The sequence below is a fragment of the Kaistella solincola genome (genome assembly GCF_000812875.1).
GTDB lineage: Bacteria > Bacteroidota > Bacteroidia > Flavobacteriales > Weeksellaceae > Kaistella > Kaistella solincola.
In genome coordinates, this window is record NZ_JSYK01000003.1 from 861,890 (window position 1) to 875,327 (window position 13,438).

Sequence of the window (13,438 nt, forward strand, 5' to 3'; positions counted from 1 at the left end):
TGAAGCATGAATTGGGAAGATATTGTTGGTCAGAACAGCTTGAAAAAACTGCTGAAAGAAAGTATTGAAAACCGCCGTGTGAGCCACGCACAGCTTTTTATCGGTAAAGAAGGTTACGGAACGTTGCCACTCGCGCTGGCTTTTGCTAAAGAAATCCTGACCCGTGAAAATGAAAGTGCTTCCTCTAAAGTCGACAATCTGAATCACCTCGATTTACATTTCAGTTTTCCCGTTTTCAAATCCGATAAAACTGGCTGGTCTTCGCAGTTTTTCGAGGAATTCCGCGATATGATTTTAGAAAATCCATATTCTAATGCTGAAGACTGGAACGCGATTTTGGAATCGGAAAATAAACAACTCACCATTTACGCTGACGAAGTTGATGAAATCAACAAGAAATTTGCGCTGAAAAGTTTTGAAGGCGGCAGCAAAATCCTCATCGTTTGGCAAGCTGACAAAATGAACACCGAAGCGGCAAATAAATTCCTGAAATTCCTGGAGGAACCGCCAAAAAACACCTATATCATATTAATTGCAAACGACGCCGGTGACATGTTGCAAACCATTCTTTCGCGCACGCAGCTTGTTGAAGTTCCACAAATTTCCGACGAATATTTAAGCACAGCACTTCAGAAAAAATTCCGTGCTGAAACGGCAAAAATTTCCGAAATTCTGTTTCAGGCCCAGGGAAACTGGAACACCGCGCAAAAACTCATGACTGTCGAAAACGAAAGTTCCGAAAACGAAGAACTTTTTATCATGTGGGTTCGCGAAGCTTTTCAGGTGAAAAAGAAACCGGAATTTCTGAAAAATATCGTGCTTTGGGGCCGAAAAATTTCACTTTGGAACCGCGAGAAACAAATGAATTTCCTGGAATATTGTGCTGAAATGTTCCGGCTCGCGCTGCTGCAGAATTACGGTGGCGAAGAATTGGTATACAAGAAAATTCAGTCGGGCGGATTCAAATGGGAAAGCTTTTCAAAATTCATACACGGTGCAAACATCGAAGCTATTTTAGAAGAAATTTCCGAAGCTAATTATCACCTGGAACGCAACGGAAATCCGAAAATAGTTTGGACGGATCTGGGAATAAAACTTTCGCGCTACATTCATAAAGCAGCGTAAATAATAATAAAATTCGCCGCTATTTGGCCAATAAATTCAAAAATTCCTGTTCATCTAGAATTTCGATGGTGCCAATTTCCTGCGCTTTTTTAAGTTTGCTGCCGGCTTTTTCACCAACGACCAGATAATTAAGATTTTTAGACACGGCGGAAATATTTTTTCCGCCGTTTTTTTCTACCATTTCTTCGGCTTCTTCACGTGTAAAAAGCGAGAGTTTTCCGGTAAAGAGAAAGGTTTTATTTTCTAAAACCGTGCTTAAAAGTTTGTTTGAGTTTTTACCTTTTTCCAGTTGGACGCCGTAAGATATCAGCCGTTCAAGCATTAAAATATTTTCCGGATTCTGAAAGAAATTCACGATGCTTTCTGCAATCTTTCCGCCGATATCTTCCACCTGAACGAGTTCCAGCGCAGTTGCTTCTTTTAAAGCTTCAATGCTTTCAAAATTTTTCGCGAGTTTTTTCGCAACGGTTTCACCTACGTGCTTGATTCCAATGCCGAAAAGTACTTTTTCAAAAGGAATTGTCTTGGATTTTTCAATTCCGTCAATAATATTCTGCGCAGATTTTTCGCCCATTCTTTCCAGTGGCAAAATCTGCTCTTTGGTTAAAGTGTAAAAATCTGCCGGATTTTCGACCAATTTTTCACGATACAATTGTTCGATCGTTTCAGCGCCTAAATTTTCGATATTTAAAGCTTTTCTCGAAACATAGTGAATCATTCGTCCTACAACCTGCGGCGGACAATGCAAATCATTAGGGCAAAAATGTATGGCCTGATCTTCAATTTTCACCAACGTTGTTCCGCATTCCGGACAATGCGTGATATATTGGATTTCCCGGTTTTGTGGGTTTCTTTTTTCCTCGTTTACACCGACAATTTTTGGTATTATTTCACCGCCTTTTTCCACATAAACGAAATCGTGCTCATGCAGTTCCAACTTTCTGATGATATCTTCGTTGTGCAAACTTGCTCTTTTTACGGTGGTTCCAGCGAGTAAAACAGGTTTTAAATTTGCCACCGGTGTAATTGCACCAGTTCGGCCGACCTGATAGGTTACGGTTAACAATTCGGTTTCAACTTTTTCAGCTTTGAATTTATAGGCCATCGCCCAACGCGGAGATTTGGCTGTGAATCCGAGCTGCGACTGCTGTTTAATGGAATTTACCTTCAGCACAATTCCATCGATTTCGAACGGAAGATCGTGTCGCGCTTCATCCCAGTAATTAATGAAATCCTGGATTTCAGTTAAATTCGTGCACAATCTTGCCTGATCTGAAACTTTAAACCCCCATTTTTTTGCATTTGACAATAATTCCCAGTGTGTTTGCGCCGGAATTTCGGTAGAAATAAACTGATAAAGTACCGCCGAAAGTCCGCGCTTTCGAACTTCTGCGGAATCCTGCATTTTCAAGCTTCCGGACGCGGTATTTCTCGGATTCATAAACAAATCCAAACCTTCTTCCTCGCGGCGCAGATTTATTTTATCGAAGTTTTTCCTAGTTAAATAAATTTCGCCACGCATAAAAAATTGTTTCGGAAATTCACCTTTTAAAGTCAAAGGAATATCAGAAATCGTTTTCACGTTCGCGGTAATTTCATCGCCTTGAAAACCATCGCCACGTGTCACCGCTTGTTTGAGCTTTCCGTTTTCGTACAAAATCGAAATCGAAGCACCGTCATATTTCAGCTCCGCCACAAATTCCACAGGTTCGTCAATGACTTTAATAATACGTTTTTCCCAGTCCGCCAAATCATCAAAATCATAAGAATTGTCCAGCGAATACATTCTGAACTGATGTTGAACCGTCGGAAAATTTTTGGTGATCTCACCGCCAACGCGCAAAGTGGGAGAGTTTGCATCATAAAATTCGGGATGGGCGATTTCAAGGTCCTGAAGCTCTTTTAATTTCTGGTCAAATTCAAAATCCGAAATCGTCGGCTGATCTTCAACGTAGTAATTGTAATTATGCTGGTGAAGTTCTGTGCGCAGCGCTTCAATTTTTTCTAAAATTTTTTCGGACATAAATGGCGGTATTTCTACAAAAATAGGGAATCATTTAAAAATTTTCGGGCCGATTTTTCTTTTTTTTGAAATTTAAATTGATGGTCTAAATATTGTCGCGTAATAATTTTTCGCCGATTAACGCTGAAATTTTCACGAAGGAATTAAAAATTTGCCGTTTATATGGCATTTTTTTCCACTTTTTCTAAAATTTTGATGATGCAGAAAAAAGACGTTCTTTGAACAACGAAAAATTGAAATGATTGCACGTAATTTTAATTACAGAGGACACAAAGAATTCACGCAGATTATTTTCGCTTTGTGCACATTGAAAAAATCTTTGTGCACTTTGTGGTTAGATAAAAACTTTTGCAACTTTGTGGTTAAATTAAAAAAATATGCCGCTAAAGCAGCATATTTTTCATTTTCAATTAAGACGAAATTTGTTTTAGTTCTTCAACATTTCTTCAATCTTTTTGGAAAGTTTTTCCGCATTCGGAAGCATTTCTTTTTCCAAAACCAAATTGATCGGAACGGCAGGTAAATTTAAAGATCCCATGGCTTCCACCGGTGCATCCAAATACTGGAAACAGTTTTTAGAAATTCGGTGTGCAAAAGCTTCAGCAAAAGAATTGTTCAGCTGTTCTTCGGTTAAAACCAAACATTTCCCGTGAATTTTTACGCGTTCAAACACCAGTTTTTCATCCAAAGGAATTAAGGTTCGCAAATCGATAATTTCAACTTGTCCGGAGAAATTTTTCGCGGCTTCTTTCGCCCAATAAATTCCCATTCCGTAAGTCACAATCAGCATTGTTCTGCCTTTTTCTGTTTCTTCCGGGTTGGCGTTCAGAATTATATTTCCTTTTCCGAAAGGCAAAATATAATCTTCAGCCGGCTCAATGGTTTTTGCTTCTTCGGTACCCGGAACTTTACTCCAGTACAAGCCTTTATGCTCCAGCATTACCACCGGATTTGGATCGTAAAAAGCAGCTTTTAACAAACCTTTAAAGTCCGCAGCGTTGCTTGGATACGCGATTTTTATTCCTTTAATATTGGCTAGAATACTTTCAACACTTCCGCTGTGGTATGGACCGCCGCCGCCGTAAGCACCAATCGGCACGCGAATAATGTTGCTCACTGGAAACTTTCCGTTACTTAAATAGCAGGATTTCGAAATTTCAGTAATCAGCTGGTTAATGCCGGGATAAATATAGTCAGCGAACTGAACCTCAACAATTGGTTTTAAACCAACCGCGCTCATTCCGACTGTGGAACCAATGATATACGCTTCCTGAATCGGAGTATTAAATACGCGTTTATTGCCGAATTTTTTACCTAAAGTCACCGTTTCGCGGAAAACTCCGCCGATTCTTTCACCGACATCTTGGCCATAAAGCAAAGCTTCCGGATGTTTCCACATCAATTCCTGAATCGCGTGAATTGCAGCGTCCACCATGACGATTTTCTCCTGACCTTGAGGTTCACGCTCACCAACTTCTTCTGTAATCGGTGTCGGCGCGAAAACGTGATCTTCAACAGACTGCGGAAGCGGATCTTCGGCTGCAAGCGCTTTTTGGAAAGCTTGCTCAACTTCCAGGCGCGCCTTCTTTTCTATTTGTTTTAAAATTTCTTCGTCGATGCCTTCTTCCAGCAATCTTTTTCTGACAATATTACCCGGATCTTTTTCGCGGTGTTTCGCCAGATTTTCCTCATCTCTGTAAAATTCGCGGCGAACGCCGGAAGTGTGATGCCCAATTAAAACGGTGCTGGCGCAAACCAACATCGGCTTTCTTTCTTCGCGCACGAAATCAACGGCTTTTTTCATCGCTTCAAAGCTCGCTTCGAAATCGGTTCCATCGACTTTCATTCTGTTTAAACCAACAAAACCCGCGGCGAAATCATAAGCATCTGAAGTCCGCGCTTCTTCTTTGGTTACAGAAATTCCCCATTCGTTGTCCTGTACCAAGAAGATAATCGGAAGCTGATGAAGTGCCGCAAACTGAAACGCTTCAGAAACTTCCCCTTCTGTAATAGAATTATCACCGAAACTGCAGACTACAACCGGATTATTTTCGAAGGTTTTCAGCTTAAATTCCTGGATATATTTAATTCCCTGCGCAACGCCGGTGGTTGGAATGGCCTGCATTCCGGTGGCAGAACTTTGGTGGATTATTTTAGGCAGATTTTCAGCGCGGCTTGACGGATGTGAATAATAAGAACGCCCGCCGGAAAACGGGTCGTCGGCTTTTGCCAAAAGTTGAAGCATCAGCTGATAAGGTTCGAAACCGATGCCCAGCAGCAAACTTTCATCACGATAATAAGGTGAAACCCAATCTTCTTTCGTCAGTTGATAAGCTGTAGCCAGTTGGATGGCTTCGTGTCCTCGGGAGGTGGAATGCACGTATTTGCACAGATTTCGGTTTTCTTCGTACACATCAGCGGTGGCTTTTGCAACCATCATATGCTTAAAAGCTTTTAAAAAAATATCCTGAGAAACGCTTTCTTTCTTAATAATTTCCATAGAAAACAAAGATAAAAATTTTAGCAGAAGAAAGTCAAACTTTTGAAATTTAAACCAAAAACCTGATAAAAAGCGGGTAGAGACATTTCTAAAACGCAACTTTTTTTTGAAGTTATTTTAAAGTAATTTTACCGAAATTATTCTCTTCAATGTATTTGATTTTCGATACCGAAACTACGGGTTTACCTAAAAATTTTAACGCTCCGATTACCGATTCCGACAACTGGCCAAGAATGGTTCAGATAGCCTGGCAATTGCATGCAAATGACGGAGCGTTGCTCGAAAATCAAGATTATATCATTAAACCTGAAGGCTACGATATTCCGTTTTCTTCTCAGAGAATTCACGGAATTTCTACAAAAATAGCAACCGAAGAAGGTCGTGATTTAAGCGAAGTTTTAAATGAATTTCGCGAAGCGATAAATAAAGCGAAAGTCGTCATCGGTCATAATATTATTTTTGATTATAATATCGTGGGCGCGGAGTTTTTCCGCAAGCAGATTGAGAACAATCTACAAAGTTTATCTTTTGCTGATACGATGCAGATTGGAACAGATTTCTGCCAGCTCGGCGGTGGAAAAAGCGGAAAATTTAAGTCACCGAAACTCGAAGAACTTTACGAAAAATTATACGGCGAAAAATTCGATGAAGCACATAACGCGGCGGCTGACGTAAATGCGACAGCGCAGGTTTTCTTTGAGATGAAGCGTATCGGAATTATTCCGGCTGAAACACTTAAAATTTCTCAAATTGAACTCCAGGAGTTTATCGCCGCAAATCCGAGTGCGATAAAACCTTTTCCAATTGTGATTCGTCGCCAGGTTGCCGCTTCAATACTGAAGAAAAATACGGTTCACTTTGGTGACACTGATGAAATTGAAATCGGCAGCTATTTCAATTTCCACAATCATAGTATTTATTCGTCTTTGCAGGCTTCAACAAATATTGGTGAACTGATTACAAAAGCGCTTGAAAATAACCTTCCGGCCGTTGGAATTGTGGATTTGGGCAATATGATGGGCGCTTTTAAATTCATTTCTGAAGTTGAAAAAGCCAACAGTGCAATTAAGAAAAATTACGGAGAATATCAGGCAAAAAAACAGAAAGCGGAAGACGAAGGAATTGTATTTAATGAAACTGAACCGCGCAAAAATCCGTTAATCCCCATTATCGGCTGCGAATTTTATTTGTCCGACCGGCCGGAGCAGAAACAATTTACCAAAGACGATCCGGACCGCCGAACTAATATGGTGCTTTTAGCGAAGAATTTTCAGGGATATAAAAATCTTGCAAAACTCTCCAGTTTAGGTTTCGTGAACGGATTTTATTTCGGTGTTCCGCGGATTTCGAAGCAGATGATTGCGGAATATAAGGAAAACCTAATTGCAGTTACCTCCGGAATTACAGGTGATATCCCGAACACCATTATGGAATTTGGAGAGCAGAAAGGTGAAGAACTTTTTCAATGGTGGAAAGAAACTTTTAAAGATGACTTTTATGTTCAGCTTCAAAATCATGAACTCGAGGAAGAAGAATATTTAAATGATGTCCTGCTGCGGTTTGCGGAAAAATATGAAGTTAAATTTTTGGCGCAAAATGAGACTTTTTACACCGAAAAATCCGAGGCACACATTCAGGACATTCTGTACTGTATCAAAGATGGTGAAAAACTTTCCTCGCCGGTTGGTAAAGGTTTCGGGAAAAGACGCGGTTTGCCTTCCCAGGAATTTTATATTAAAAATACCGAGCAAATCAAACAAAGTTTTCGACAATTTCCGGATGCTTTTGAAGCGTACGACGAATTCTTGGCGAAATTCGAGCCTTTTACATTAAAAAGAGATGTTTTGTTGCCGGCGTTTAAAATTCCGGAAGAATTTCAAAGTACGGAAGATGAATATGATGGCGGAAAAAGAGGTGAAAATGCGTACTTAAGATATTTGACTTATAAAGGTGCTGCCGCGAGATATGCTGAAATCACCGACGAAATTCACGAACGACTTGATTTCGAGCTTGAAGTTATTGCAAATACCGGCTATCCGGGTTACTTTTTGATTGTTCAGGATTTCTGCAATGAAGCGCGGAAAATGGGTGTTTGGGTCGGGCCGGGACGTGGTTCTGCTGCGGGTTCTGCCGTCGCCTATTGCACCGGAATTACCAATGTTGATCCAATAAAATATGACCTGCTTTTTGAGCGTTTTCTTAATCCGGAACGTGTATCGATGCCGGATATCGATATCGATTTCGATGATGAAGGCCGCGATAAAATCATCAAATGGGTAGTGGAAAAATATGGTAAAAATAACGTGGCGCAAATTATCACTTACTCGGTTTTAGGTGGAAAATCTGCGATTAAAGATGCTGGTCGTGTTTTAGATGTTTCGATTTCTGAAACCAACAACATCGCAAAGTTAATTCCGACGACACCCGGAATGAACATCGCAAAAGCTTTTGCGAAATTTGAAAAACTGGCGCCCGAAGATAAAATGCTGGCGCAGGAAATGAAGGATATTTTGGCAAATCCACAGGATGACCGTTACGAAGTTCTTGCTGCGGCGCAGAAAATGGAAGGTTGCATTCGAAATACCGGAATTCATGCCTGTGGTGTAATTATTACGCCGGAAGATATTTCGAATTTGGTTCCGATCACCATCGCCTCGAAAGATGCTGATATTTTGGTGTCACAATTCGATAACTCGGTGGCAGAAAGCGCCGGGTTGCTTAAAATGGATTTTTTAGGCTTAAGAACTTTAACCATAATTAAGCACGCTATAAAGCTTATCAAGCAAAAACATGGTATTGAAATAGATCCGGATACCATTCCGCTGGATGATGCAAAAACTTATCAGCTTTTTAAAGAGGGTAGAACAATCGGAATTTTTCAGTATGAAAGTCCCGGGATGCAGAAGTATATGCGCGAGCTGAAACCTACGGAATTTGCTGATTTGATTGCCATGAACGCGCTGTACAGGCCTGGACCAATTAAATATATTCCGCTCTTCATCAACCGTAAGAACGGAGTGGAAGAAACGGTGTATGACCTTGAAGAAACTGAGGAATTTTTAAAGGAAACGTACGGAATTACGGTTTATCAGGAGCAGGTAATGTTGCTTTCGCAAAAACTCGCCAATTTCACCAAAGGTGAAGCCGATACTTTGAGGAAAGCCATGGGTAAAAAACAGCGTGATGTGCTGGATAAAATGTACCCAAAATTCATCGAAGGTGGAAAAAGCAATAATCTTGATGAAACCAAGCTTAATAAAATCTGGAAAGACTGGGAAGCTTTTGCGGAATACGCTTTTAATAAAAGTCACTCCACCTGCTACGCGCTGATCGCTTATCAAACCGCTTATTTAAAAGCCAATTATCCGGCAGAATACATGGCGAGTGTAATGTCTAATAACATTAACAATACCAAGCAAATCACCCTGTTCATGGAAGATTGCAAGGCAATTGGTGTGGATGTTCTGGGACCGGATGTGAACGAATCTCAATACGCGTTTGCAGTGAATGAAAAAGGACAAATCCGTTTTGGTTTGGGCGCCATAAAAGGAATTGGTGAAGGCCCGAGTGAAGCGATTGTTGAAGCACGAAAAACGGGAAGATTTAAAAATATTTACGATTTTTTCGAGCGAATTCCGACTTCGCAGATGAACAAGCGTGTTGCGGAAAGTCTTGTAGTTGCCGGCGCTTTCGACGAAGTAGACCGTTATCACCGTGCGCAATATTTTGACATTGATAATTCCGGGAAAACAAATATTGAACGTTTAATCCGCTACGGGCAGAGTTTTCAGGATAACAAAAACGAAATTGAAAATTCGCTTTTTGCTGATTTCGCGGATGAAGTCCAAATTGAACAGCCGAAACTGAATCCGGCGCCGGAATGGCAAAACATGCACAAACTCAATAAAGAAAAGGAAATTATAGGTTTTTATCTCTCTGCGCATCCGTTGGACGAATACAAATATCAGTATCAGTTTTTGCAGGGCGCACTCAGCAAAAAAGCGATTTTGGAAGATAAAAAAGAAGAAACCGTAGAACTGGAAAAAGTAGTTTTACCGCTCGAAATTTCTGGAGGTGAAGAAAGCGATGAAGATGCTTTGGATTTACCGGCCGAAATTTTAGGTGAAGATGAACAACTCATCGAAGAACCGACAAAAATCGTGGAACCGCGTGGAAACTTTAATTTCCTGAACCTCGATGAAATTGAAAGTTATAAAAATTCGGTTTTTGGGAATAATCAACCGGATTTATTTAATAATGATAAGCTGACCTGGAAAGAAAAACAGGCGATGAAAAATAACACGCCGGAATATATGGTCGCTGGTTTGGTTACAGAATACACCATAAAAGACGGCAAAAATAGCGGTGAAAAAGTGGCTTTTTTAATGCTGGAAGATTACAGCGGAAGTTACTCTTTTCGTTTGGGCGACCGCGATTACATGAAGTTCCGGGATAAAATAGATGTGCAGCGTTTTGTAATTTTCAAAGTGAAATTTTCCCAAGCCAATGACGGCCGCGTTTTCGTAAATATTACCGATGTTACCGATCTTAAAGAAGCTTTTGAAAAGTTTGCAAAAAAAATGACCGTCGTAGTTGATGTTAATGATTTACGCAAAGAAGACGTAGAGTTTTTCCGGAACCAGTTTGGTGAACACAAAGGTGAACAGAAACTGAACTTTTTCATTAAAAACCCGGCTGATGAAAGTCAGCTTGAAGTCATGAGCATGCAAACCAATATCGAGGTAAATGGCGATTTAATCGGTGTTTTCAATGAAATGCAGAAATACCAGATTTTTCTAAATTAGAAAAAAACCTGCTTTTAGCCCGGAATTTTCCTATTTACAACGCGGAATTTTTTACCGTATTTTAACCCTTTTTATTACTAATTTCAAGTTCATTGCTTTAAAATCTTAAATAAATTTATAATTTCGCGGAAAACATCCATGAAACCGAAAGTTATTCTTTGCGGCGACGGCGGTGAAAATTTCGAGCAATTAAGGCCTTTTTTTGAGAATTTAATTCTCAATGATGAATTTGGTGTTGAAAGGATTTCAGATATTTCTGTACTTCCGGATTTACCACAGAACGAGGACAGCGTTTTGTTTTTAAATTCGAGTGGGTTTCCAGCGGAAGAGCTTATCAATTTAATTCAAAATTTAGTCCGGAAAAATCCGTGTTTGAAAGTTATAATTTTTGCTGTTGATCTGGAAATGGCCGATGTCAAAAAACTTTTCGAAAAAGGAATTAAAGCTTATGTCGGCAAAAACGCATCTTCGGCGGAATTAAAAGAAGCTTTTACCGAAGTGCTTTCCAGTAAAATTTATATGACCGATGAGGCGAAAAACCGGCTTGTACATTTTGTATGCGAGGTGGAAGATGCTGAAATCCGGATCCATAAACTGAGCACCGAAATTACTCGGCGCGAAAGAGAAGTTTTAAATTTGGTTTGTGAAGGTTTCCGCACCAAAAAAATTGCCGATCAATTAGGAATTAGCCCGCACACGGTGGAATGTCACCGCCGGAATATTATGCACAAATTCAAAATCCGTAATTCTGCAAACCTCATAAAATTCGCAAGGGAAAATCATCTAACGGAAAGATAAAAGTAGATTTTAAAAAATTCGGGCCAAAAAGCGGCTTTTTTTTCAAATTGGATAACTCGAAAATAAAACGCGTTTTCAAAATTTTATTTAAAAAAATTCGGTCTTAAAACGGTAAATTTTTATGATTTGGAAAATTTAAAAAAAATATTATCTAAAACAGTTTATAAAAAATTCATAAAAAGCATTAAAAAACCAAGAAACTATTTTCGTTTCTTGGTTTTTTTTGTACCTTTGCTGCCGAAATTATGGAAGAAAATACAGAATTTTTAGTAAAAGCATCGGAGCTTTTTTTAGAACATGGCGCTAAAACGGTGACAATGGACGACATATCCAAAGCGTTCGGCATTTCTAAAAAAACGCTTTATGTAAAGTACAAGAATAAAGAAGAGCTGATAGAAGCGGTTCTTCATTTTAAACTTGATGAAATTATCACCAGACTTCGGTTTCTGGACGATCAGGTTGAAAACGCGGTGGAGAGGATGTTTTGTCGTGATGAACAGATTGATAAAGTTGCAGATTCCAACAACAGTTTGCTGATCAAGCAGCTTTTTAAATATTACCCGTCGATTTTCAATAAACACATGCTGGAATTTGCGGAAAAATTTTCGCAGGTAATGATTCATAATATCGAAAAGGGCAGAGCGCAGGGTTACTACCGCACCAATTTCGATGCGGAAGTGTATGCGAAATTTTTTCTCCAGCTCATCATGTCCATGGAAAGCTCAATTTATCTGGACCCGAACGTCATCGATAAAGTTTATTACAAAAACGAGCTGATGAATATGTATATGTATGCAATTACCACAGAAAAAGGAAAAGAAATCTTAAAAAAATTAAATAAATAGTATGAAAAAAGTAGCACTAAGTCTTCTTTTTTGCGGTGGTTTGGTTTTCGGTCAGGAAGTGAAAGTTCTTACACTCTCGGAAGCCATTTCTTATGCGCTGCAAAATAAAGCAGATGCTAAAAAAGCGCAACTGGACATTAGAAAAGGCGATGCGCAGATTGCGGAAATAAAGTCGCGCGCGTACCCAAACATTTCATTCAGCAGCAATACAACGTATAATCCGCTGCAGCAGGAATCTGTTTTACCAGGTGAAATTTTCGGTCAGCCGGGCCAGCAGGTGAAAGTTGCTTTTGGCCAAAAATGGGTTTCCAGCAACAATATTCAGCTATCGCAGGTACTTTTTAACCAGGCAGTTTTTACCGGCTTGAAAGCAGCAAAAAGCACGAAAGAGTTTTATATCATCAATGCAGAGCTTACGCAGGAACAGATTGTAGAACGAGTTGCAAATGCCTATTACGATGTTTACAAAAGCGAACAAATGCTTCGCAACGCAGAAAGCAATGTTGAAATTACCAACGCGACCAGCAAAATCATCAAAGGATTATTTGACGCGGGACTTGCGCGAAAAATTGATTATGATCGAACTACAGTAGCGAAAAATAATTTGACCTCAGCACAGCAACAGCTCATCAATGCAGTTCAGTTAAGTGAAAACGCACTGAAATTTATGATCGGAATGCCAATGTCGCAGGAAATTACTTTACCGGAGGAAACTTTCGATCCGGCAATTTTACCGGACAGCGATCCCGGAAATTTTGAAAACCGAACAGAACTGAAACTGGCAAATAAACAAATTGAACTGTTGGAATGGCAAAAAAAAGCCACCAAAGCCGAATATTATCCGACAGTTGGTTTAAATGCGAATTACGGTTATCTAGGTCAGGGTGCTAAGTTTCCTTTGTGGAACGGTTCAAGCAACGGCGTGTATTGGTCAGATTTAGCATCGGTTGGTTTACAGATTAATGTTCCGATTTTTAATGGTTTTGCAACAAAAGCGCGTGTAGAGCTCAATGAAATTGATATTGAAAAAGCGCAGGCTGATTTGCAGGAAACCAAATTAGGTTTGGATTTAGCGCACAAAAACGCAATGACATTGCTTACAAATAATATGGTCAGCATCAATGTACAGCAGGAAAATTTAAAACTTGCAGAAGAAGTTTTAGCAAACACCAGAGCTAATTATAAATACGGTTTGGCAACTTTGAATGACATTTTAGACGCTGAAAGAGATCTTACCGATGCTAAAAATAACCTTACAAAGGCCAAATTAGATTACAAACTCGCTGAAATAGAATTACTGAAATCCCAGGGCAAACTCAACACATTAAAATAATAAACCAGA

General features: G+C 39.6%; 7 protein-coding genes. 5 read left to right on the top strand and 2 right to left on the bottom strand.

Features of this window, described 5'->3' with window-relative positions; genetic code table 11:
* Positions 1–6: 6 nt before the first annotated feature.
* Entirely contained in the window at positions 7–1,125 is a 1,119-nt protein-coding gene (locus OA84_RS08010) for a DNA polymerase III subunit (protein ID WP_039344550.1), read from the top strand.
* A 19-nt stretch (positions 1,126–1,144) separates the two neighbouring features.
* Here the strand turns inward: OA84_RS08010 and ligA are convergent, their stop codons facing one another.
* Both ligA and OA84_RS08020 read right to left on the bottom strand, forming a co-directional pair.
* Positions 1,145–3,148: an NAD-dependent DNA ligase LigA gene (gene ligA / locus OA84_RS08015; protein WP_039344551.1), complete on the bottom strand. Its 2,004-nt coding sequence runs from the start codon at positions 3,146–3,148 to the stop codon at positions 1,145–1,147.
* 427 nt (positions 3,149–3,575) lie between these two features.
* Positions 3,576–5,648: an alpha-ketoacid dehydrogenase subunit alpha/beta gene (locus OA84_RS08020; RefSeq protein WP_039344554.1), complete on the bottom strand. Its 2,073-nt coding sequence runs from the start codon at positions 5,646–5,648 to the stop codon at positions 3,576–3,578.
* Between the two features lie 149 nt (positions 5,649–5,797).
* Between OA84_RS08020 and dnaE the strand changes: the two genes are divergently transcribed.
* From dnaE to OA84_RS08040, 4 genes are all read left to right on the top strand, one after another.
* On the top strand, positions 5,798–10,453 hold the full coding sequence (gene dnaE / locus OA84_RS08025) for a DNA polymerase III subunit alpha (protein WP_039344557.1): 4,656 nt from the start codon (positions 5,798–5,800) through the stop codon (positions 10,451–10,453).
* A 138-nt stretch (positions 10,454–10,591) separates the two neighbouring features.
* Positions 10,592–11,251: a LuxR C-terminal-related transcriptional regulator gene (locus OA84_RS08030; RefSeq protein ID WP_039344559.1), complete on the top strand. Its 660-nt coding sequence runs from the start codon at positions 10,592–10,594 to the stop codon at positions 11,249–11,251.
* 245 nt (positions 11,252–11,496) lie between these two features.
* Positions 11,497–12,096 carry a TetR/AcrR family transcriptional regulator gene (locus OA84_RS08035; RefSeq protein WP_039344562.1) on the top strand — a complete coding sequence of 200 codons (600 nt, stop codon included), beginning with the start codon at positions 11,497–11,499 and terminating at the stop codon, positions 12,094–12,096.
* Between the two features lies 1 nt (position 12,097).
* Positions 12,098–13,429 carry a TolC family protein gene (locus tag OA84_RS08040; protein ID WP_039344565.1) on the top strand — a complete coding sequence of 444 codons (1,332 nt, stop codon included), beginning with the start codon at positions 12,098–12,100 and terminating at the stop codon, positions 13,427–13,429.
* Positions 13,430–13,438 lie beyond the last annotated feature (9 nt).

What these genes read in the sequence shown, in the direction of transcription:
- OA84_RS08010 (WP_039344550.1), top strand. Translation starts at nt 7, where the DNA reads ATGAATTGGGAAGATATTGTTGGTCAGAACAGCTTGAAAAAACTGCTG.
- ligA (WP_039344551.1), bottom strand. Translation starts at nt 3,148, where the DNA reads ATGTCCGAAAAAATTTTAGAAAAAATTGAAGCGCTGCGCACAGAACTT.
- OA84_RS08020 (WP_039344554.1), bottom strand. Translation starts at nt 5,648, where the DNA reads ATGGAAATTATTAAGAAAGAAAGCGTTTCTCAGGATATTTTTTTAAAA.
- dnaE (WP_039344557.1), top strand. Translation starts at nt 5,798, where the DNA reads ATGTATTTGATTTTCGATACCGAAACTACGGGTTTACCTAAAAATTTT.
- OA84_RS08030 (WP_039344559.1), top strand. Translation starts at nt 10,592, where the DNA reads ATGAAACCGAAAGTTATTCTTTGCGGCGACGGCGGTGAAAATTTCGAG.
- OA84_RS08035 (WP_039344562.1), top strand. Translation starts at nt 11,497, where the DNA reads ATGGAAGAAAATACAGAATTTTTAGTAAAAGCATCGGAGCTTTTTTTA.
- OA84_RS08040 (WP_039344565.1), top strand. Translation starts at nt 12,098, where the DNA reads ATGAAAAAAGTAGCACTAAGTCTTCTTTTTTGCGGTGGTTTGGTTTTC.